Here is a 21110-nt window from a genome sequence, read left to right on the forward strand (position 1 = left end):
CTCCCTTGCTTCGCTTCGTTATGATTCGATTGTCGTTCTCGCAGTAGGATGCTCACCCGTCGGTAGGCTGACCGTAGCCGTTGTCCCTTCGCCTATACGGCTTTGAATATGTATGCTGCCTTTTGCAACCTGCAAAATTTTTTGCACGATAGAAAGACCGAGACCGCTTCCCGTCGCTTCTCGATTGCGTGACTTGTCTCCTTTGTAAAAACGGTCAAAGACATGCTCCTGCTCTTCTTCTGACATGCCGATCCCCGTATCCCGAATGGTCACGACAATTCGCGTATCCTTCTGTATCGCAATGGAAATAGAGCCAGCCGTTGGGGTGAATTTGATACTATTGGCAAGCAGGTTCATCCATACTTGATTGAGCAGTTGTTTGTCACCCACGATGAAGGTCTCCGGTAAAGTCAGCTCCATCGCGAGCTTTTTTTGTTGCCACTGATGCTGCAAAACTAAGAGGACTTGCCTGATCTGCTCATCTAGTCGGAAACGTGTCGGTTCGTACAGACCTGTCTCTTTGTCCAGGGAAGCGAGCGTCAACAACTGCTTGCTCAAGGAAGACAGCCGCCTGCTCTCTTCTTCGATGATAGTCAAGTACGTCTCCCGCTGTTCGTTTGTCACACCACCGCTGCGGATGGCTTGAGAAAAGCCTTGGATCGATGTCAATGGAGACTGGATTTCATGAGAGACATTGGAGACAAACTCTTGGCGCATCTCGTCCAGTTGTTTGAGTGACTCTGTCATCCTGGCAAAATGCATGGCCAAATCGCCGATTTCGTCCCGGCGAGCAATGTCCAGGTGGATGTCGTACTGGCCTTCTGCCAGCTTTTTGGTCGCATGGCTCAGCTTCTCGATCGGCTTCACCAAATAACGGGTAAATATCAGGATCAGGATCAGGCTAAGTACAAACATCGCTGCCAGTAGCAAGGCAAACATAATATGCACCTCGCCAAACTGCTGCTCAATATTTGGCCGTACAAACAGGGCGTATTTTTTCCCTTCTGCTGTAAGCGGCAAGCCAATGCTGTTTGTCAACGTATTTTCAAAAAATCCGGTCACAAACAAGCCGTGCTGTTCTTCTGTAATCCCTCTGTAAGTCTCACCCGCCAACACTTTTTGAACAATGGCAGGCTCTATCTGCTGATCGCGAAAAGGTGCTCCGAATTGGCTTACTGCGCCATTCTCATCCACGAGATGCATTTGAAAATTCAAATTGGCGACATGGGTCATGAAGGAGGGCAGGTCGAGCGACGATTTATGCTCGTACAAATCGATAATTTGCTGTCCGATGCTCGTGATTTTTTGTTCATTATAAGCGCGCAGATTTCGTTGATAATACTCATTTGCCAACAAAAATCCAAGTGTGCCGCTGATCAGTACAATTGCGACGAAGGTAAGAACTACCCGGACGTAAAGAGTTTTCACACGCCTCGTACCTCCAGCTTGTAGCCTAAGCCGCGAACGGTAGAAATGACAAAGTCATTTGTTTTCTCTGTAAATTTCTCTCGCAGCCGCTTAATATGCACATCGATGGTACGACTATCGCTCTCGGTGTCGCCGCCCCACACGAGCTCCAATAGTTGATCTCGGGTAAAAATCCGATCAGGAAAACTGGCAAGCTGGGCAAGCAGTTCAAATTCCTTTAACGGTAAATGAATCAACTCTTCTTTCACCTTCACGACATGGCTGATACGATCGATGACGGTATCGTTCATGACGATGATTTGTTTGCTGACCATCTGATAGCGACGCAGCAAGGCCTTGATGCGGTACAGCAATTCGGTAGGCTCAAATGGCTTGGTCAAATAATCATCCGTCCCCGCCAAAAAACCTTTTTCTTTATCCCGCACCTCTCCCTTTGCCGTTAGCATAATAACAGGGAGGTCGTAAAACTCCCGTATCTCCCGGCACAGCTCCCAGCCGTTTTTACCTGGCATCATCACATCCACGATGGCGAGCTGGACAGACTCCTGTTCCAACAGCTGCGAAGCCTCATTTCCATCCACACAAACCAAGACGTTGTATCCCTCTTTTGCTAAGTAAAATCGCAATAGCTCACGTACGTGTGGATCGTCATCTGCAATCAGAATCGTCAGTTTCATCAAGCTTGCCCCCTTGTTACTCCGCCCTCTGGTTATCCTGCTTCATTATTTTGAATGATACTCACTTGTCTACCATCCTGCAAATCGTCAATGCCTTGCACCTATCTACGCGGATCAATAGTAAAGAAGCAATATGAACAAGAGATGAACGAATACTGCTGGCCCTTGAAGACTCTTACACATTTGATTAAATCTGCGGAAAGCATGCTCTTTTCCCGGAAAAACAGCCGTTTGCGCACAAAAAAAAGCGGCAGACACCTAGGCCCGCCGCTCTTGTTACTTCTTGTTACTCAACAATTATTTACGAAACATCTCTGTAAACCACGCGGCCGAAGCTTCTACTTCCTTCACCGTCAGCTGATGACCATATGAATCCCAATGCACAGTCACGTCAGCACCTGCTCCTGTCAGTAGTCGGTTCAGCTCCTCCGTCTCTTGTGCAGTACAAATTGGATCATTCGTACCCGCTCCGATGAACACCGGAATAGCTGACATATCAGGCAGAGCGATCCCACGGCGTGGAACCATTGGGTGGTAAAGAATCGCCCCTTTTAGCGGATTCGGGTAATGGAACAGGAGACTACCTGCGATATTTGCCCCGTTCGAATAGCCGACTGCCACGATATTGTCTCGCTCGATCTGATACGTATCCGCCGCCTGATCCAAAAACTCATGCAGCTCCTGCGTGCGGTAGACCAAATCCTCTTCGTCAAAAACACCCTCAGCTAAACGTCGGAAAAATCGCGGCATGCTGTTTTCGAGAACATTCCCACGGACACTCAGAACAGAAGCGCCTGGATAAATGCGATTGGCCAGTGGCAAGAGGTCGTTTTCATCTCCACCTGTTCCATGAAGCAGCAACAGTGTTGGTGCTTCTGAATCGGTTCCTTTTCGAAAAATGTGCTTCAAATTCATTATTTATCTTCCTCCAACACTCTGACTGTAATCGGCGGCAGGCCTTGCTCTATCTGGGCACGACGTGGCTCATACCACTCGGGGAGCATCAGTTTTTCACCCAATGTGTCAAATGGCTCATCTCTTTCAAAGCCTGGAGGATCGGTCGCAATCTCAAACAAAATCTCGCCCGGCTCGCGGAAGTAGATGGCGTTGAAATATTGACGGTCGATAATATCCGTCGGATGGAGACCGGATTGAGCCGCGCGCTGCTGCCACAGTTGGTGATCCTGATCATCTAAGGCACGCCATGCGATATGGTGGATCGTACCTGCGCCACCTTCTCCTCTTGGTATCGGCTCGGCATTCACGTCAATGACATTGCCCAAATCGCCGTTAGCCTGGAACCGGACAAGGCCGTTTTCTTCGCCAACTCTAGTCAGTCCCATCAGTCTCTCGAGAACATCCATGGTGTGGGCTGGAGCCATGCTGTACAAGATCGCTCCACCGAAGCCTTTGATCGCCTTGTCAGCTGGCACTCCGCCAAAGGACCATTTGCTCGCTGGACCGCCTTCACGTTCCACAATCTCCAGCTGTAAGCCGTCTTTGTCCGTAAATTGCAGATACGTTTCGTTAAAACGCTCCACGCGACGGTACTCGATTCCGAACTTTTTCAGTCGATCCTCCCAGAAGGAAAACGCCCCCACTGGAATCAAGAAAGTGGTATAGCCCACCTGCCCACCGCCCACGCGTCCGCGGCGACCAGATTCCCACGGGAAAAAGGTGATCGCGGTACCTGGACTGCCGACCTCATTCCCGAAGTACAGATGATATACATCTGGCGCATCGAAGTTGATCGTTTTTTTCACCATGCGCAATCCGAGAAACCCTGCATAAAAATCAACGTTATTTTGGGCGCTTGTAACAAAAGCCGTGATATGGTGAATCCCTGCTGTTTGCTGTGTCATTTTGAATAGCCTCCTCTAATTATTATTTACTTGCTTGGAATGTGTTGTAGCTCACGAACTCTCCAACGGGCTTGCGGTACCCTCTGACTCGCTGGCTGGATGTATCTTCTTTTCCAATCGTGATCATCAGAGCTGGCACAAAGCTGTCCGGAACCTTTGCTATCTCTTGGACAGCTACTGGATCGAATCCGATCATCGGGCACGTATCCCAGCCTTTATCCTTTGCAGCGAGCATGAACAGCATTGCGGACAAATTTGCATTGCGAAGCGCTTCATCACGCTTGAATTGCTCTCCTCCACCCTCGTACATTGCTCTGACAGAAGAATTATTGTGGTCGTACTCGCGTTGATCCATGATCCCTAAATGAAGAAGACCTTCATTGATGCGCTCTACGCTTTGGTACGCTTCCTTGTCTCCAAATACAAGCACCACTGCCGAAGCGGTTTTCACCTTATATTGTCTATATGCCGCTTCATATACACGCTCTATTGCTTCTGGATCGGTGACAACTACATAATGGGCATGCTGCAAATTGAATGCAGATGGCGCGAATTTGACCAGCGACATGATTTCATCGATCTCGGCAGGTGTTATCGTTACGTCCGTTAGAAACTTGTTTGCGGATCTTCTGTTTTTTACAAGGGTAGTGAATTCACTCATGGGACTTCCTCCTCGATTTTTTCTATCTCAATCATTTTTGAATATCTTAAATTAAAGATAATAGCGTTTAAAAATGTTCCTGCTTGGGGAAGTAGGATGACGATGTTACAAAAATAAATATCTTGAATTTAAGATAATTATAGGACTAAAATTCTCCCTTGTCAACAGCCCAAGGCCAGAAGAATGAAATCTCTTCCAGCCTAAGGCTCTTGTCAGTTGGCGTACCAGTAAAGAGCATACTCGGTCATGACAGAAGGATACCCCATTTGGCGCAGCATCGCTGTTATATTCCCACGATGATACGTTCCGTGATTGACCACTTGCATGATGATTTCTGCCAAGCTCGTATCGCGTACTCTCGTGTACGGATTATCAAGGACAATGCGCCGCTCCAAGTCTTCTTCTTGGCTGAGAAAAGCTCTGAATTGCTCGACCAGTTCGACATACAACTGCTCTACTTCCTCCAAGCTTTTTCCCGTAATTTTCTTCTCTTGCTGCCATGTCTCATTCATGGCCGCTTGCATATCCATCCCCTGCAATATGAGAAGCCAGCTTTGATCCACCATATAAATATGCTCCATCACTTTTGCCACGGTCGGAAAAACGCTTTGGACCTCCTGCTCGTAAGCACCTTCCGGAAGTTCCTTCAAGCGATTCATTAACGTTTGATTCGCCCACGCGTGAAAGTCGTACATGTTTTTGGCATAGTGTGTCATGATAAAGCCCCCTCTTTGGTTCGTCGATAGCTCTATCATAGACCGGCTTCCCTGACAAATATGGTCAGTGATGCTTCCTGCTCTAGCCAAAATCTCATTTTTTCTATTGAAAACAGTTGTTCCATGTGGTGGACTCCTGGAGGAAATACTTCTTCATATAGCGATTTTGCTACGGCAGCCGCCACCATTGCGGTCATGTTGGACTGATCGCGCCCGTAAAGCAGACACTCTACTGTCGCCTCGTTCGTTGCCCGTTTTCCCCGTGCTTCTATCTTGATGGCAAACCGATCCTCCCCCATTTTCCAACGCCCAAACGCTTCAATCACGGCTTCCCGTACTGATGGTTGATGGAGTAATCGGCAAATTCCTATGCTCCTCATGCCTGCTACTATTCTCGTCATCGCATCCAGATCAAAACAAAGTCGGGTAGATACTGTAGGGACATCCAAGGTGCGTGCCAATGTCTGCTGATCGGAAAACGGGAATCGATATGCGTGCTTTTTCCCCAGCTCCGGCCCAAAATCAACAAGCTTGCCCTCTGTCATGCTCTCTACGGTCACACGTTGATGCTTATTCATCACCTCGTAGCTCGTGCACAAGTTATCGACAGTCCATTCAATCGCGGCCTTCCCGTGTCGATCACCGAGACCAAGCATAATGAATATGTCCAGCTCACTCACCTGATCCAGCAAGCGATGAGCTTCCCACGCGAGCAGGTTGGTCAGACCTGGTGCCAGTCCTACACTGAGCACGGCGGTTCCTATGTTCTTATTTTCAGTTTGGCTCCCCCATTGTTCGATTTGCGTCAAAAAATGGCCATTCGCCGAAATATCGAGATAATGTGTTCCATTCCGCACACCCCCTTCCACAAAAGCCGTATTCGTCTGATCCAGACACATGACCACCAGCTTTACTTTTTCCAGCATGCTTTGGTCTAACGGCTTGTGAATATCGAGTTGCAGCGGCAGCACCTTCCCATCTGCTTCTCGGCAAAATGCTTCAGCCTTCTCCCAGCTGCGTCCGGCTGCATACACCCGTCCCGGATATGCGTCACCCAAATTCTTGCATATGGTTGCCCCTACATGACCGTACCCTCCGACTACCACAATTCGATCCTTGCTCATGCCTGCTCCACCTCTGTGCCTCTCTTTTTCTGCCGCTCCAGACGTCCCGCATACCACCAGACCAACAATCCGCTCAGGCAAATCAACCCTCCTGCTTCAAAAACCGCACGATACGCATCGATTGTCGGCTGCACAGCTTGACTCGATTCGCCGTTCATCATGCCCAGTCCCAACGCTGCGCCGACCACCATCCCTGCATTGCGCGTCAAGGCGATCATGCCTCCGATTGCGCCTGCATGCTCCATCGGGACGTGGCGCATGATGTAGCTGTTGTTGGGCGAAGCAATCAGCCCCATACCTGCCCCTACCAAAGCCAGTACCGCGATGATTTCTACCGTAGATAATGCCTCTAGCCAAATCGCCAAGACGGTCATCCCTGCCCCCATCGCACCGAGACCTGCAAAAATGAGTGGTCGTGCACGATAGCTGTCTGAAGCCCAGCCACTAAAAGGACCCGTCAGCGCCAGCAGCAATGGATAAGCAGTCATCATATACCCTGCCGTCAAAGGGGAAACCTGCGCTTGATCAAGCAAGTAGAACGGCAGGACAACCAGTACGAGATTAGCGAGCACAAACGAAGTGAAGCTAATGAACAGTCCACTGGGCACAACCGATAGGCGAAAGACCGCCACGGGCAAAAACGGCACTGACTGTCGCCGCTCCCACCAGACAAACGCCCATACCAAGACGAGTACACCCCCAAAAAGAATGAGCATCCCTTCTGAAGCCCAGCCCCACCCGTTTCCATTGGAGATCGCGATAATGACTGAGCTGACCAGTAACATGAACAGACCTGCCCCAACGAGATCAAGTGAACTGGCCTTCTTCGTCTGCTCATGGGAAGGAATGTAACGAAAAGCCAGCCCCGTAGCCAAGATGGCGACAGGAACATGAATCAGAAACAACCACTCCCAGCTCAACCACGACGCGATCATCCCACCTGCAATCGGCCCGGTCATGCCGCCAAGCGCAACAGCTGTACTCATGATCCCCAGTGCCCTCCCCCGCATTTCTTTTGGGAGCAAAATCGCAATGAGCGCGATATTGGTAGCCTGGAACATAGCTGCTCCGATGGCTTGCACGATTCGAAGCGCCAACAGCATCGTAATCGTCGACGAGAATGCCACCAAGACAGAGCTTACCGTGAACAGCAGGAAGCCGTAATTGTGCAGCACACGATGCCCGTATCGATCTCCCAGCTTGCCCATGAAAGGAAGAAGAGACGCAATGACAAGCAAATAACCCGTTGTAATCCATTGTGCGACCGCCAGCTCCGTCTGGAAAATGTATGTGAACTGAGGGAGCGAGACATTGACAATCCCCGCCGTAAAATGAGACAAGAATGCACCCAGACAAATCGCGATCATCATGAAAAAGCGCTGCCGCTGGCTCATATGGTCTTTCCAACTCCTCGCGTATCTTGTAAATTTAAACTAAGAATTATTCTCAATTATAGAGAGGAACGAGGAGAGCACCATCCCACAAAGATGGGATTTTCCTTTTGCCAATAGACGTACAGGAGAATGCAGATGAGCACAAATCGGGAAGCGAACAAACGAATAGTGATGGCACTGGCTGAACGCTTTTCTCACTCCTCACAAGACTATCGGACAGCGCTCTTGCAGCTATTGCGTGAGTTCGTCCCTTTTGACGGGGCCTGCTGTACCGCCGTTGATCCGCAAACACTTTTGTCCACCGGAGCCATTACGGAAGAAGGGGTAGAAGCCATTCATCCTGGCATATTTGAGCATGAATACTTGCGCGAGGACTTCAACCGGTATGATGCTCTGTGCAAAGCGGCTGTGCCTGTTGCTACGCTGAGCCAAGCGACCGGGGGCCAGCTTGAACGCAGTGATCGCTATCGTAATGTTCTGCTCCCCGCCGGCTTTCATGATGAAATGCGTGCTGCCCTCAAGTACGACGGTGCATGCTGGGGCTATTTAACGTTGTTTCGTTCGCAGGGGCTTCCCTTTTTTTCTGAGCAAGAACGTGAATGTATTTTGGCTTTGGCGCCGCTAATTGCTTATCAGTTGCGAAAGACGAGTCTGTCCTTACCCGCTGAGGAGAATACGTGGATGGAAGAAGAGATGGGAATATTGATGCTGTCGGATCAGTTCACCTTGCTCGCTGCCAATCCCATAGCGGAAAAATGGCTGAGCCTGCTGCGTCAATGGGAGTCGATTGATCGCGATACCTTGCCCCGACCAGTGCGAGCGGTTTGTTCGCGGGCACTCTCTCAGCTGGCAGAAGCAGGTCACACGACATCCATGGCAAAAGTCTGCATTCGCATGCCAGATGGCCCTTACATGACGATTCAGGCAAGCCCCATGAACAGCCAAAGCAGCACGGTCCACTTGGCTGTCTTGTTCGGTCCCGCAAAACCTGCTGACATGCTACCGCTCATCGCCGAAGCGTATGGACTGTCTGTACGGGAGAAGCAAATACTCGACCAGATTGTCCGCGGCGCTTCCACGAAGGTGCTCGCACGTACACTGCACATCTCCGCTTATACGGTTCAGGATCATTTGAAATCCATCTTCGTAAAAACCGGGGTGTCCAGCAGACGAGAGCTGATCTGGCAATTGTTTACCCGATTTGGCGTACAGGCGAATCAGTGAAAACCTAGCGAAAAGCCCCCTTCTTACAGCACACGCTGCTAGAAAGGGGCTTTTCGCTACTGATGACAATCCCTGAAATGAACAGAATTCGCTTCCTGCTGAGCCAATGCCTGTCCATACCGCATAAGCTGTTCCGACCGGGAGCGTCTGTACAGCGAGCGGTCGAGAGCAAATAAAAGCTACTACTTGCAACCATTTATGTAGATACTGTCAAATCAAGATGAAAAATCAGCTCCTCGCCATACTCGCCCGCAAATCTACATCCTTGATCGACAAGCCCCGCCTTTTTATACAGTTGGATCGCCGGCGTATTCGTATGATGAACCGTCAACACGATTTCATCTCGCTCCGGGTAATGCTCTCTCGCGATGTTAGCCAAGCCATGGAATACTCGCAAAGCATAGCCTTTCTTTTGATAGCGGGAATCGATCGAAAATGATTTGAAAATAATCGCCTGATCATTTGGTGTGTAGGGATTGCCTGTGTCTGGTGTGAATAAGGCAAAACAGCCGATCAGATGGCCTTGGTCGAAAACCACATAGAGCTTATAACCAGGATTGTTTTGAGATGCTTCGATCACATCGACTGGCATAGACGTGTAGATCGCTTGTTCTTGCGGCAAATCGTAAGCCATGATCGAAGGGGAGTCGCTTTTTTCGTACGGTCTGATAATGAACATATTAGTTCCTTTCTCTTCTTACGGAAAAATTCGCGGCAGCCCGGTATGAATCGGTAAGCACCAGACTGCCACCGCCCCGAAATGGATTCATTTACTCGGCTTTTGATTTCTGCTCCCCTATTTTTTGATTCAGCTTTTCGAATGCTGACCCGAGCTCTTCCTTCGGGATCATCGCATACCGATCACCAATGCTTACCTCAAAGGAGCTAGAAGACTCGTCGTCCTGTCTGACATAATGCGTGAAGCCAATCCCTGTCTCTTCACTGAGTGAGACCAGGATACGCTCGAGCTCTTCTTTCGGCAAATCTGCGTGCACATGAAACATGTTGGATACAGGCACGGCCGGTCTCGTGGATATCCCCTGGCATTTGTTGTAGAATCCCGCCAGTTCTTTTGCATGCTCGTAATATTGACTGAATTTATGTTTTCTCAGCTCAAAATGGTATTCTGCCGTGACAATATACGGGTACAAACTAATCAGGTCCCCGCCATGGCGTCTTTTCCATACCTTCGATTGCTTCGTAAAGTCTTCATCCCCAGCCAGGATCGCTCCGGCAATGCCGCCTATCCCTTTGTAAAAGGAAACGTACACGCTATCGAATAATGCGCATACCTCATCGGCTGTCTTCTGGTAATACGGCAGGATTTCCAAAAGCCGGGCACCATCTAGATGCAGCCGAATTCCTTTTTCCCGACAATAGCGGGAGATCGCTTCCAAATCCTCATACGCAGGCAGCTGTCCGCCAATCTCACGTTGTGGCAATTCCAGCAAAAGGCACGCGATATCGTCGTCCATGCCGAGCACATCATCCAGTTCAATCACTCTGTCTTTATCCGCCAGCAAGACAGCCTCGATCTGATGCAGCTCCTTGAGCCCATCTTCCTCGTGAATCTCCAAGTGGCAGAGCGGATGATAGGCGACCTTTTTGATTCCCTTCTCATCGCACCAGATGCGTAACGCGATTTGTTGGGCCATCGTACCGCTGGGAAAGAATACGGCAGATTCTTTGCCCAAATATTCGGCCATCTTGTGTTGAAAATTCTCGATGAGTTCGCCTGACCCATACATATCACCCTCCACATTCCCATCCACTCTGGACAGGACCTGCTGCAATTGATGGATGTCTATCTTGCTGTGTCCGGCGATTTGATAAGTGGTCTTTTTAAATACTTCTCGCAAGCTTTTTGTATCGTTCATCTTGGCAGGGCTCCTTTTCCTTTGTCATCTTCAATCGCTTGATAGGCAGTGGTCCAGAAATCAAGGAAAGCACCGTCCCTGCCAATCGCATCGACATGCACCTCTCCTTTACGATAAACCAGTGTGACCAGTCCTGGCAGTTCTCCGCGCTCGACATAGCCACTCAGCCTGTCATACATGCGTCCGAGTCTGTCTAATGAAAATGCTCCCTTGCTCACCCCTTAACCCCTCAGTCCGGTTTTCAAAAAAACTCTTATGGAAGTGGTGGTTATTCTCGGATGCAGATGCTTCTTACTTCTAAAGATATCACATTTCACAAGAAGCTTATGTCGTTTGTTGTTTGACGTACAGATGACGATATTCACTCGGCGTCTTGCCCGTCATTTTTTTAAACAACGTGATAAAATAGGGCGTATTCGGCATTCCTACCAATTGTGCAACATCCGCGATCTGGTTGTTCGAATGAGCCAGCAGCTCTCGTGCCCTTTCTATCCGCTTTTTCTGGATGTACTCCACGGGCGTCATATCCATGAGTCGCTTAAACGTCCGCTGCAAATGAAACGGACTACCATGGCACATATCAGCCAAATGCTCCAACGTCAGCTTTTCGTTATAATGAGAATCAATGTACTGTGTAATTTGTGATACCCACTCACGATCAGGCAACCTCTCTCCCGTGGGCTTGCAACGTTTACATGGACGAAATTCTTCCCGCAGGGCTTGGCTTGCATTTTGGAAAACTCGCACATTCTCCCTCTTCGGTGACTTCGACTTGCACGACGGTCTACAAAAGATCTTCGTCGTTTTTACCGCATAAAAAAATTGATCATCGTAAGACGCATCGTTATGAATAATGGCCTGCCATCGCTCATCGGTTACCCGTTCCTCCAAGACATGTCATCTCCTTTGCCATAGCCGTTTTCGAATCGCTTGCTCTTACCGACAGTATACCCCCACGCTACGTGATCCGTACTGCTAGAAGATTAAAATAGCAAGATAACGAAATGACAGGATAGCTTTTCTTGTTATAAAACTAGGAGGAAGTCAGACAGGAGGTTTTCGCATGGCAAGCGGTCTATCCCACTCGGCTTGGGTCGATAATAGAGAAGAAATAATCTTGTCCGTACCTACGGAATTCAGTTTTACGCAAAATCTTCAATACTTGTCCAGAGCATCCAACGAATGCATGTTTCACATTCAAAACGGGCACCTCTACAAAGCCATCCCGATGGAACAAGATCCACAAGTGGTCGAAATTCACGCTGATAACGATCAAGGATTGACTGTGCGTTTTCTCAGCCCTTCGCTTCCCACTGAAAAAGTCCGGATAGAGGTAGCACGCTATGTCCGCGATTGGTTCGATCTCGATCGAGACCTGGTTCCGTTTTATGAGCTTGCCGCAGGGGATGCTCTTCTACAGCAGGCCGTTGAAAAGTTTTACGGGCTGCGGACCATGGGCATTCCCGACCTGTTTGAAGCGCTCAGTTGGGGAATTATTGGACAACAAATTAACCTGACCTATGCGTACACGCTTAAACGGCGGTTGGTAGAGACATTTGGAAGACGGGTAGAGTTCGAAGGTGAGACGTATTGGCTTTTTCCCACAGCGGAAAAAATCGCCGGCTTGACCGTCGCTGATCTGGATGGATTGCACATGACGACAAAGAAATGCGAGTATTTGATTGACGTTGCACAACTCATCGTTGAAGGGAAACTATCGAAAGAGCTATTATGGGACGGAGGAGATTATCAAACCGCGGAGAAACGATTGACCAGCATCCGCGGGATTGGACCGTGGACGGCCAACTATGTGCTCATGCGCTGTCTGCGAATACCCTCTGCTTTTCCCATTGACGATGTCGGCCTGCACAATGCGATCAAATTTTTACTAGGCAAAGAAAAAAAGCCGACAAAAGCAGAAATACGAGAGCTGTCCAAGGCTTGGACGAATTGGGAGTCGTACGCTACTTTTTATTTATGGCGTTTTCTTTATTAATCAAAGGAGGTTCTATCCTATGCTAAAAATAGGTTCGCACGTATCATTCTCTGGTAAAGGACTGCTGAATGCCGCCGAAGAAGCAGCCACGTACGGCTCAAGTACCTTTATGATCTACACGGGTGCACCGCAAAACACCCGCCGCAAGCCGATTGAAGACCAGTACATTACGGAAGGCAAAGAAGTAATGGCGAAGCAGGGCGTGGATGAAATTGTCGTACATGCCCCGTACATTATTAACTTGGGCTCTTACAAGGACGATACTTATGAGCTCGCTGTCCGCTTTCTGCAAGAAGAGATTCGCCGGACCGACTACATTGGCGTCAAAAATATCGTGCTGCACCCTGGCGCATACACCGACAAGGATGCGGAGTACGGCATTGCCCGAATCGCAGAAGGCTTGAATGAAGTTCTGACAGGCATCAAAGACACCGATGTGAAAATCGCGCTGGAGACTATGGCGGGCAAAGGAACGGAAATCGGTCGTAGCTTTGAGGAAATCGCGTCCATCATCGAGAAAGTAGAAGACAACAGCAGGCTGACCGTCTGCATGGATACTTGCCACATTCACGACGCTGGCTATGATATCGTCAACGACTTCGATGGCGTCTTGGAACAGTTTGACCGGACAATCGGCTTGGATCGTCTCGCCGTCGTTCACTTGAATGACAGCAAAAACTTCCGTGGGGCAGGCAAAGACCGCCACGCGCCAATCGGTGCGGGACTCATCGGCTTTGATGCGATGAACTACATCGTGAACCACGAGAAAATCCGCCACCTGCCGCTTGTACTGGAGACACCTTGGATCAGCAAAGATAAAGGCAACGAGCGTCCGATGTACGAAGCAGAAATTGCCCTCCTGCGTGGGGAAGTGGACAAGCGCTTCGGCAACGAATTCATGGACCATGTAGAGCGACTCGATTTCTTTTTCCGTAAACAAGATATTACCAGACGCGAGTATGTGATTGGAATTTGGGAGCTGCTCAAAAACGACGCGAAGGCAAAGAAAGCCGATGGCCGCGAGCCGATGGAGCGTCTGTACGATATGGTGAAGGAAGCGAGATTGTTCCCTGAGCTTACCGAAGAGCAGATCAACCATCGCTTGAGTGCCTACTTCGCGATTCCGAAATTCTCGTAATGTAAAAGCACTTCATGTAGGCTGACTGTGGCTTCCTCCTGTTGGAGTGAACCCGACACACGTACCAATAGAGGGGGAGCCATATGCCTACGCCAAAAAAGCCAGCACCTCAAGATGCTGACTCTGCTAAAACATATACGTTGCTCGGAGCTGATCGCTCGTTTTATCAAAGTAATACTCCGGGTACATTAGGAGGGTACCAGCCACGCAAAATATATGGCCGGCTGGATTGTCCCTCTGCCATCAGAGCCATTACGCGAGGCGGTTATGTGCGCCATCGCGTATTTTTTGCGGATGAAGCTATCGCTATTGCTGCGGGGTATCGGCCTTGTGCGTTTGTTTACGAGAGAAATATTTGTTGTGGAAAGCGATGCGTGCGTAGGTCAATGATCCCTGCCATTCCGTTCATTTTGCCTCCTGATCTTCCTATATAACACCTGCGGGGATTCGAAAGAGTACATAGTTGCCCGTCCACATTTGTGACGTGATAATCATCTTCTCTTTCCCCCGTTCAAAAAAGTATCCCGCCCCTTCTTGCTGGATAAAGGTCCAGCCTTTTTCTGTCACCGTTCGTTTCATCGCTTCTGCCGCTGATGCTTGATTCGCTTGCGGCCCATACCCATACCAATCGACGTTTCCCTCCGTCGTCAATTTGACGATGCTTCCTGTGTTTTCGCCCAATAGCTCCGTCACTTCTCTTTTGGACTTGGATTCGAATGGTAATGCAGGATACCAGATCAGAGAAACATACGTGAATATGATGAAACAAAAGCCCAAGAAGAATACGAGGAACAGTGCTTTCGCTCTCTTATTCATGTCCTACTCCTCTTCCTCAAAAATCGCAACAGGACGCGCCCATCCCGCGCTCGCTCCTTTCACTTTTACAGGGAACACAGAAACGGTAAACCCGTAGGGCCTCGGCAATTGCTCCAAATTCGCCAGCTTTTCAATTTGGCAATACTCTTTCTCTTTTCCCACATAGTGAGCCGCCCATAAAACGCCATCGCGCGGATTTTGTTTATAATCAGCGGCTTGAACGGAAAACGGAATATCCCATCCCCACCCATCGGTTCCCATGACCTTGATTCCTTGATCGATCAGCCAATGTGTCGCTTCGGCGGATACTCCAGCATGTGATTGAAAATAGTGCTCTTCATAGTATCTTTTATCCGCGTCCGTCCTGATCAGGACAATATCGAACGGTTTCAGTTCGTATTCGATTTGGGCGAGTTTCTGTGTTACGTCATTCACCGTGATCTCATAGCCAGACGGCTTTTCACTAAAGTCAAGCAGGACACCATCTCCGTAGAACCACTCCAACGGTAACTGATCAATCGTTTTCGCCGGCTCTCCCTCTGAAGTAGGCCAGTAATGCCAAGGCGCATCTACATGTGTCCCTGTATGTGTCGTGAGTGTCACCGTTTCACTCGCCCAAGCCTTCTGTTCGGGAAAATCCGTTGGTTGCAAACCGAAATACTGGGCAGCTTGGACAGCCCCTTCTTCATGACTATTGTATTGAATCTCAGGTGGAAACGGTTCTTTTGCCAGACGATCAAGAGGCACACTCAGATCAATGAACCGACGCGCTTTTCTATTCATAGCAGGATTCCCTTCTTTCCGCTTTGTAATTTTCTGTATTTTTTGTCAACTCCACTGTACTACCTGCCTTCCACCAGCGTCAAATGAACACAAGCAAAAGGCCAGTACCTCGTCGTCTATACAGGTACTGGCCTTCTTCATGGGGATTCTATGGGAATTTGTACTTCTACATACGTATCGCCCCCATGCGGGGTTTGCAGATAGTTTTCTCTGCCTGGCTGATCTTTTTTAATACGGTATTGATTGCGCTCTATCCATCTTGCCAAGTCAATACAGGCCGTAGAAGGAACGAATGGCTCTACACGTTGGACCAGGGTGGCCATCATCGGCTCCTCTGGCAGCGTACGTATGTCCAGCATGTCGGATGCGGATGGCAAGGGAATGTCCTGTTTGAGTACATAGCCGATCTCCATTTCGAATGCCGTCTCGTCTCTCTCCGACTCCTTCCACAAAACGATAGGAGAAAGCATCCCTCTCTGCTGCTTACCTGCATAATGAGCCAACCGATCGAAAAGCATCGGAATCTCTTCCACTGTACCTTCCGCACGAAACGAGACAACTTTTTGGGCTTCGACTCGTTTAAAAACAACCTCTTGTTCTACGTACCCCTTTTGCTCGATCCATAGCAGACGCTCCTTGATTCGATTCAATCGTGCTTGCTCCTCCTCAAGTAGCTGTTCCATTTCCCTTTCTTTTTGCCTGAATATGCCTTGGAGTTGTTCCAGGGACATCTCTTCATGAAGCAATTGCTGAATTTGCTGCAACGTAAATCCCAAGTCCTTGTACATGAGAATTCGATTGAGCGTAACCAATTGCTCTGCTGCATAAAACCGATAGCCCGTCTCTTTGTCGATATCCGCTGGCTTCAAAATGCCAATTTGATCATAAAAACGAAGCGTCTTTAAGGACACTCTGCTCAATCGGGAAAATTCACTGATCTTAAACATGGAAAAACCCCAATCTGTCATTCCCTTGACTTTCCCCTGTACGGGAACGTTTATAGTTGAAAAAAATCATGCTTACAAAGGAGCAATGTGAGATGGATTACGACATTTTTCACTTGGGAGATGTTCGCTTGCAGTCCGGAGTGACACTGCCACATGCATTTATTGCTTACAAAACGTATGGCACGCTCAACGCAGCCAAGGATAACGTCATTATATTTCCTACATCGTTTGGAGACCAGCATTACCAAAACGAATGGCTCATCGGGGAAGATAAGGCTTTGAATCCGAATCAATATTTTATCATCATTCCCAACATGCTCGGCAACGGGCTATCGTCCTCCCCGAGCAATACAGCCAGCCCGTATGATCAGGCCAATTTTCCACACGTTACGATCTACGATAATGTCGCACTTCAGCATCGTCTCATTACGGAGAGGTTTGGCATCAAAAAAATTGCGCTGGCAACCGGCTGGTCGATGGGGGCCATCCAGGCTTTTCATTGGGCGGCGAGCTACCCAGATATGGTCGAACGATTGGCTCCTTTTGCCGGAACCGCAAAAACATGGCCGCATAACATCGTCTTGATCGAAGGGATTCGAGCAGCATTACAGGCCGATGTAGCTTGGAATAACGGGCAGTATACAGCATCTCCCGAGGTTGGCTTACGTACCTTGGGGCGCGTTTATGCAAGTTGGGGGTTTTCACAGCCATTTTACCGCGAGGCATGCTATAAAGCTTTGGGCTATGAGACACTTTCCGAATTTATCTCGGGATTTTGGGAGGAGAGCTTTGTTCCGTCAGATGCAAACGATTTGCTGTCGATGATGTGGACGTGGCAGCATGCCGACATTAGCCAAAATGATAGATACAAGGGAGACTTTGAAGCTGCGTTACGAAGCATTCAGGCACGAACGGTTGTGATGCCTGTACGGACTGATTTGTATTTCACGCCAGAAGACAGTGAATATGAGACGAAGCACATCCCTAACGCTACCTTTAAGCCGATTGAATCAATCTGGGGACACTTGGCTGGGTTTGGACTTAACCCTGTCGATACTGCGTTTATTGATAACACCTTAAAAGAACAGTTGGGGACAAACTGAAAATACGAAGTAGAGGGACACCTATAAAGGTGCCCCTTCCTTATTTTTTCGCAAGGAGTGACTCGACGGATTCAGTTATATCCTCCGGCAGGAACTCTCGAACCTCATCAAGAATATGGCTAATCTTTTCACACTGTTCATCCTTTAATCGCAGATAGAACCTTCTATTATATCCATACAGCCAATGCACGACATACAGGATTGCATCCTCGCGTATTTCTTTTTCCTGCACAGCACATGCCCGTAATAATAATGAAATACTGTCTGCCTTGTTCATCTTCGAAAATAAGAAGAGAATGTTTTTCTTCACGTGAAGGCCTACATCTTTTTCGAGCATCTCCCAGAGCATGTCCGCATGACGAAGCTCTACCCTATCCGCTAGAATTTGTCTTACTTCACGGGATGCGCTTCGTTTATTGGTTTGTAGCGCGCGGATAAAAACTTCGATGTGATCTTCCGGATTCAGCATAGCGAGTGCCTTCACGGCTACTCTTTGTATTCGTTCATTTTCATGCCGCAAAAATGGGAGAATCCATTGATCATCTGCTTTCACACCCGTTTCCCCTACTCCCACAATCGCAATGGGTATCACCTGCTCCTCGGTACCACCCAATTTTTCTCGATAGAAGGCAGCGAAATCGATCTTTTTGTCCCTCAAATAAAATCGAGCCATTTCGCGGATGGATTTATGCCCATCAAGCAGAGCAGCAAGTAACGCATCCGTCGATTCCTCAGGAAAGCGATCCACATAAGCTTGTAGAGCTAGTTGGCGAATAGAAGGAAAAACGTCACGTCGGATTCGACCGAGCCATTTTCGCAGGCGATCATTTTCGTCCTGTTTGCACATATGTCTAACCGTCTGGAGCCTGATCAAGGCATCCTTCTGAATCAAAGCCTCTGCAATGACCTCATCTGGATCGATATCATGTAGGTTGATTGCCAAATCAAAGCAAAATCGCCGAACAACCGGGTCTTTTGAGTGAAACCCACTGCGTAACACATCCCGATTATTTGGATGACGAAACATTGCGTCGATCTCCTCTAGGAAATCAGAGAACTTTTCACGGTTATAGTATGCGGACAAATGCTTCAACAAGAAAATGGATTCGAGAAAGTGTTTCACATAATCTGGACGGAATCTCACCTTACATGCCTTAAACGCCAGATAACGAATTTTAGGCTGCCAATCATTCAAACGGATCAGCAAAAAGGGAATCTCCGCACCCGTAACCTGTTTTAACAACACTTCAATCGCCGCTTCCCTTACATATCCGTTTCGATGGAAGCTACATATCCCGATGAAACAAAGGTCTGACTCGTCGTTTATCGAAAAGTTCCGGATATCCTCCGGCGACAACTCATGCCACGCTGCCAACTGGTTTCTATTTGAATAAGGAGTCAATCTCCGTATGTATTGATCCAAGCCAATTAAATCTGGTTTACGCAGACGCGAGGTTATTTGATGGACAGCCGCAAGTGCTGCCATTCGTACTTCTTCTCTTTTTTCCGAGGCAAATGGTAATAGAAAGGTCAGAGTGATCATGCTCCCCAACTTGCCCAAGGAGTGGAGAATTTCTACTTTTCTTTCGTCCGATCTATACAATTCCTCAAGTAGCCCTTGTTCTTCCGGCGTCATTTGTTTCATGTCGATCCTCCTATGGTACAAAATCATCCAAGATCACTAGGTTATAAAAATTCGAACGTCAATAAATACTCAATTGTATAGTTTTTTATTGACTCGACCGGATGTATATTTAAAGTTTTATCTAATCCGGATTCAATATGGTAATATAAGTTAATAAACCTAAACTAAAACAGGAGTTAACTATGGTTACTTTCTGTATAACACTTTCAATAAAATAGATTTATTAAAATCGTTTGCTTATATTCTTGTATCTATCGTTTTTTGTGCCGTTCTTTTTACAAAATATGGATGGGAACAAGTGTTTGAAATAATATCAACAAGTGAACAGTGGATAAGACAGTGGGTTGAATGGCCAGCTTATTTAGAAATCTTCTTTTTTTATACACTATTTATTTACCTTCTTAGATTATGGTGGGTCAAGCTTTGGAGTCACTTTGGGGATTTATCTGAAGTCGCATATAAAATTTCAACAAAAAAATTAGCCGATTGGGGATTACTTAAGGAACTAATTTGGCTTATAAAATTCTATCATGCTGTTTTTAAGAATATACTTAAGGTATTTCAATCGCGCATCTACTTCCAAAAAAAGTACAATTTTGATAGTCAGACAGGTACATATCTAGCTCAATCTACTTGGGACATTATTTATTACAACGTGAAAACACTACTTTTTAACGTTGTTACTTTTTCATCAGCAGTTATTACCACCTGTATAATTTGGAACATTTCTTTAACCCTCATTTGGCAGGATACACTGAATTTCATTAGTAACACTAGGTTAGATGTAGTTTGGAACGAATACATATCTAAAATGCCCGCTCTGCTTGCTGTGCTTGGCATGATATTTATCTTTATCTACTTGAATGGAACAAAAGGCTTCATTCGTAGAGCCGTTGCTTCTGCTAATAGAAAAAAATTAGAGGAGGTCATAAATGAGCACCGAGAAATTGTATACGGAATAGCTACTAGCCTCCCCATTGCTTTTGACAATTTGGATTACGTAATGTTAAATCGGAGAGGTCTGGCGAGAGCATGGGTGCATAGAACCTACGAAGACAATATTAATCTTCAGCCTTTATTAAATAAATATTATAAAAAATCAATCTACAATATTGATCGGTATATGATGGAGCTGCATAATACAGAAGGTTTACAGACTATTAATAGCAAATTCCAATCAAATCGAGCACTCTACTATGGTCAAGAAATGAGATATTTTATACACTTTTCATCCCTCCTCCGAGGTTATCACCTACTTAGACCTTATAGAGGTTCTTTAAATCGGTTGGAAACTTATTTTTTTACACCCAAAGGGCTTGAAATCTTATATCAAGCTAAGCCTCAAAACATACTTTACATAACAAATATAGAAAACTACAAAGAAAATGAATTAATAGAAGCATTACGTAAAGATGAGGAATTTATGTATGAACTAATCCTTGAAGCAATTGTTAATTCGCTTGAAGCACAGTTCGCACTTCTACAATACGTCGATTCTGCTTCGAGGATTTTACATATGAACAGTGATTATATGGGGCGAAACATTAGAAGTTTATTTAATAAGGACAGTTGGTAACTACTAAACGCCTAGTAAAAATTGCCGTCTTCTATTTAACCACCACCAATAATTAAGCTAACTTAAGAATCGAGATAAATGATGCCCTACATCCTGTCAATCCACCCTGTCACACAGTTTTCATGTACAAATCCCATCATATT

Annotated in this window: 22 protein-coding genes and 1 pseudogene; 6 read left to right on the forward strand and 17 right to left on the reverse strand. The window is 47.3% G+C overall.

What is annotated here, in order from left to right; genetic code table 11:
- Nucleotides 1-18: 18 nt before the first annotated feature.
- The 8 genes from HP399_RS29375 to HP399_RS29410 form a co-directional block, all read right to left on the reverse strand.
- On the reverse strand, nt 19-1428 hold the full coding sequence (locus HP399_RS29375) for a sensor histidine kinase (RefSeq protein ID WP_173621102.1): 1410 nt from the start codon (nt 1426-1428) through the stop codon (nt 19-21).
- Nucleotides 1425-2105 (reverse strand): response regulator transcription factor, encoded by a 681-nt coding sequence (locus tag HP399_RS29380; protein WP_173621103.1) that lies wholly within the window; start codon nt 2103-2105, stop codon nt 1425-1427. Before HP399_RS29380 ends, HP399_RS29375 begins: the two co-directional genes overlap by 4 nt.
- A 297-nt stretch (nt 2106-2402) precedes the next feature.
- Nucleotides 2403-3020 carry an alpha/beta hydrolase gene (locus tag HP399_RS29385; protein ID WP_173621104.1) on the reverse strand — a complete coding sequence of 206 codons (618 nt, stop codon included), beginning with the start codon at nt 3018-3020 and terminating at the stop codon, nt 2403-2405.
- On the reverse strand, nt 3020-3967 hold the full coding sequence (locus tag HP399_RS29390) for a ring-cleaving dioxygenase (RefSeq protein ID WP_173621105.1): 948 nt from the start codon (nt 3965-3967) through the stop codon (nt 3020-3022). The genes HP399_RS29385 and HP399_RS29390 overlap by 1 nt, the downstream gene beginning before the upstream one ends.
- A 22-nt stretch (nt 3968-3989) precedes the next feature.
- Nucleotides 3990-4628 (reverse strand): nitroreductase family protein, encoded by a 639-nt coding sequence (locus HP399_RS29395; protein ID WP_173621106.1) that lies wholly within the window; start codon nt 4626-4628, stop codon nt 3990-3992.
- 212 nt (nt 4629-4840) lie between these two features.
- Nucleotides 4841-5344, reverse strand: a complete 504-nt coding sequence (locus tag HP399_RS29400) for a DinB family protein (protein ID WP_173621107.1) — start codon at nt 5342-5344, stop codon at nt 4841-4843.
- Nucleotides 5345-5379: 35 nt separating this feature from the next.
- Entirely contained in the window at nt 5380-6468 is a 1089-nt protein-coding gene (locus HP399_RS29405) for a saccharopine dehydrogenase family protein (protein WP_173621108.1), read from the reverse strand.
- Nucleotides 6465-7862: an MFS transporter gene (locus HP399_RS29410; protein ID WP_173621109.1), complete on the reverse strand. Its 1398-nt coding sequence runs from the start codon at nt 7860-7862 to the stop codon at nt 6465-6467. Before HP399_RS29410 ends, HP399_RS29405 begins: the two co-directional genes overlap by 4 nt.
- Nucleotides 7863-7997: 135 nt before the next feature.
- Between HP399_RS29410 and HP399_RS29415 the strand changes: the two genes are divergently transcribed.
- Entirely contained in the window at nt 7998-9086 is a 1089-nt protein-coding gene (locus HP399_RS29415; protein ID WP_173621111.1) for a helix-turn-helix transcriptional regulator, read from the forward strand.
- A gap of 93 nt (nt 9087-9179) precedes the next feature.
- On the opposite strand, the pseudogene HP399_RS29420 reads toward HP399_RS29415, so the two are convergent.
- The 5 genes and pseudogenes from HP399_RS29420 to HP399_RS29440 form a co-directional block, all read right to left on the reverse strand.
- A pseudogene (locus tag HP399_RS29420) lies at nt 9180-9278 on the reverse strand (SMR family transporter); the annotation flags it as partial.
- A gap of 4 nt (nt 9279-9282) precedes the next feature.
- Nucleotides 9283-9765, reverse strand: coding sequence for a GNAT family N-acetyltransferase (locus HP399_RS29425; RefSeq protein WP_173621112.1), 483 nt, complete (start codon nt 9763-9765; stop codon nt 9283-9285).
- A gap of 91 nt (nt 9766-9856) precedes the next feature.
- On the reverse strand, nt 9857-10963 hold the full coding sequence (locus tag HP399_RS29430; RefSeq protein WP_173621113.1) for a threonine aldolase family protein: 1107 nt from the start codon (nt 10961-10963) through the stop codon (nt 9857-9859).
- Complete coding sequence (locus HP399_RS29435; protein WP_173621085.1) at nt 10960-11181, reverse strand: hypothetical protein; 222 nt, start codon at nt 11179-11181, stop codon at nt 10960-10962. The genes HP399_RS29430 and HP399_RS29435 overlap by 4 nt, the downstream gene beginning before the upstream one ends.
- Nucleotides 11182-11287: 106 nt before the next feature.
- Complete coding sequence (locus HP399_RS29440) at nt 11288-11854, reverse strand: bifunctional transcriptional activator/DNA repair enzyme AdaA (protein ID WP_173621114.1); 567 nt, start codon at nt 11852-11854, stop codon at nt 11288-11290.
- Between the two features lie 172 nt (nt 11855-12026).
- Between HP399_RS29440 and HP399_RS29445 the strand changes: the two genes are divergently transcribed.
- From HP399_RS29445 to HP399_RS29455, 3 genes are all read left to right on the forward strand, one after another.
- Nucleotides 12027-12959, forward strand: a complete 933-nt coding sequence (locus HP399_RS29445; RefSeq protein WP_173621115.1) for a DNA-3-methyladenine glycosylase 2 — start codon at nt 12027-12029, stop codon at nt 12957-12959.
- Between the two features lie 19 nt (nt 12960-12978).
- Complete coding sequence (locus HP399_RS29450) at nt 12979-14097, forward strand: deoxyribonuclease IV (RefSeq protein WP_173621116.1); 1119 nt, start codon at nt 12979-12981, stop codon at nt 14095-14097.
- Nucleotides 14098-14180: 83 nt separating this feature from the next.
- Complete coding sequence (locus HP399_RS29455) at nt 14181-14531, forward strand: metal-binding protein (RefSeq protein ID WP_370642584.1); 351 nt, start codon at nt 14181-14183, stop codon at nt 14529-14531.
- Here the strand turns inward: HP399_RS29455 and HP399_RS29460 are convergent.
- The 3 genes from HP399_RS29460 to HP399_RS29470 form a co-directional block, all read right to left on the reverse strand.
- Nucleotides 14524-14913 (reverse strand): hypothetical protein, encoded by a 390-nt coding sequence (locus HP399_RS29460; protein WP_173621118.1) that lies wholly within the window; start codon nt 14911-14913, stop codon nt 14524-14526. The genes HP399_RS29455 and HP399_RS29460 overlap by 8 nt on opposite strands.
- Nucleotides 14914-14916: 3 nt before the next feature.
- A complete protein-coding gene (locus tag HP399_RS29465) occupies nt 14917-15696 on the reverse strand; it encodes a cyclase family protein (protein WP_173621120.1) in 780 nt (259 codons plus the stop codon).
- 137 nt (nt 15697-15833) lie between these two features.
- Entirely contained in the window at nt 15834-16664 is an 831-nt protein-coding gene (locus HP399_RS29470; RefSeq protein WP_173621121.1) for a MerR family transcriptional regulator, read from the reverse strand.
- Between the two features lie 71 nt (nt 16665-16735).
- On the opposite strand from HP399_RS29470, the gene HP399_RS29475 reads away from it, so the two are divergent.
- On the forward strand, nt 16736-17746 hold the full coding sequence (locus tag HP399_RS29475) for an alpha/beta fold hydrolase (protein WP_173621122.1): 1011 nt from the start codon (nt 16736-16738) through the stop codon (nt 17744-17746).
- Between the two features lie 40 nt (nt 17747-17786).
- On the opposite strand, the gene HP399_RS29480 is transcribed toward HP399_RS29475, so the two are convergent.
- Entirely contained in the window at nt 17787-19391 is a 1605-nt protein-coding gene (locus tag HP399_RS29480) for a HEAT repeat domain-containing protein (RefSeq protein ID WP_173621123.1), read from the reverse strand.
- Between the two features lie 298 nt (nt 19392-19689).
- On the opposite strand from HP399_RS29480, the gene HP399_RS29485 reads away from it, so the two are divergent.
- The gene (locus HP399_RS29485) at nt 19690-20967 is read left to right on the forward strand and encodes a hypothetical protein (protein ID WP_173621125.1); all 1278 of its coding nucleotides are present in this window, start codon (nt 19690-19692) and stop codon (nt 20965-20967) included.
- Nucleotides 20968-21110: the final 143 nt, after the last annotated feature.

It is taken from the genome of Brevibacillus sp. DP1.3A (assembly GCF_013284245.2).
Classification (GTDB): Bacteria; Bacillota; Bacilli; order Brevibacillales; family Brevibacillaceae; genus Brevibacillus.

What these genes read in the sequence shown, in the direction of transcription:
- HP399_RS29380 (WP_173621103.1), bottom strand. Translation starts at nt 2,105, where the DNA reads ATGAAACTGACGATTCTGATTGCAGATGACGATCCACACGTACGTGAG.
- HP399_RS29385 (WP_173621104.1), bottom strand. Translation starts at nt 3,020, where the DNA reads ATGAATTTGAAGCACATTTTTCGAAAAGGAACCGATTCAGAAGCACCA.
- HP399_RS29390 (WP_173621105.1), bottom strand. Translation starts at nt 3,967, where the DNA reads ATGACACAGCAAACAGCAGGGATTCACCATATCACGGCTTTTGTTACA.
- HP399_RS29395 (WP_173621106.1), bottom strand. Translation starts at nt 4,628, where the DNA reads ATGAGTGAATTCACTACCCTTGTAAAAAACAGAAGATCCGCAAACAAG.
- HP399_RS29400 (WP_173621107.1), bottom strand. Translation starts at nt 5,344, where the DNA reads ATGACACACTATGCCAAAAACATGTACGACTTTCACGCGTGGGCGAAT.
- HP399_RS29405 (WP_173621108.1), bottom strand. Translation starts at nt 6,468, where the DNA reads ATGAGCAAGGATCGAATTGTGGTAGTCGGAGGGTACGGTCATGTAGGG.
- HP399_RS29410 (WP_173621109.1), bottom strand. Translation starts at nt 7,862, where the DNA reads ATGAGCCAGCGGCAGCGCTTTTTCATGATGATCGCGATTTGTCTGGGT.
- HP399_RS29415 (WP_173621111.1), top strand. Translation starts at nt 7,998, where the DNA reads ATGAGCACAAATCGGGAAGCGAACAAACGAATAGTGATGGCACTGGCT.
- HP399_RS29425 (WP_173621112.1), bottom strand. Translation starts at nt 9,765, where the DNA reads ATGTTCATTATCAGACCGTACGAAAAAAGCGACTCCCCTTCGATCATG.
- HP399_RS29430 (WP_173621113.1), bottom strand. Translation starts at nt 10,963, where the DNA reads ATGAACGATACAAAAAGCTTGCGAGAAGTATTTAAAAAGACCACTTAT.
- HP399_RS29445 (WP_173621115.1), top strand. Translation starts at nt 12,027, where the DNA reads ATGGCAAGCGGTCTATCCCACTCGGCTTGGGTCGATAATAGAGAAGAA.
- HP399_RS29450 (WP_173621116.1), top strand. Translation starts at nt 12,979, where the DNA reads ATGCTAAAAATAGGTTCGCACGTATCATTCTCTGGTAAAGGACTGCTG.
- HP399_RS29455 (WP_370642584.1), top strand. Translation starts at nt 14,181, where the DNA reads ATGCCTACGCCAAAAAAGCCAGCACCTCAAGATGCTGACTCTGCTAAA.
- HP399_RS29460 (WP_173621118.1), bottom strand. Translation starts at nt 14,913, where the DNA reads ATGAATAAGAGAGCGAAAGCACTGTTCCTCGTATTCTTCTTGGGCTTT.
- HP399_RS29465 (WP_173621120.1), bottom strand. Translation starts at nt 15,696, where the DNA reads ATGAATAGAAAAGCGCGTCGGTTCATTGATCTGAGTGTGCCTCTTGAT.
- HP399_RS29470 (WP_173621121.1), bottom strand. Translation starts at nt 16,664, where the DNA reads ATGACAGATTGGGGTTTTTCCATGTTTAAGATCAGTGAATTTTCCCGA.
- HP399_RS29475 (WP_173621122.1), top strand. Translation starts at nt 16,736, where the DNA reads ATGGATTACGACATTTTTCACTTGGGAGATGTTCGCTTGCAGTCCGGA.
- HP399_RS29480 (WP_173621123.1), bottom strand. Translation starts at nt 19,391, where the DNA reads ATGAAACAAATGACGCCGGAAGAACAAGGGCTACTTGAGGAATTGTAT.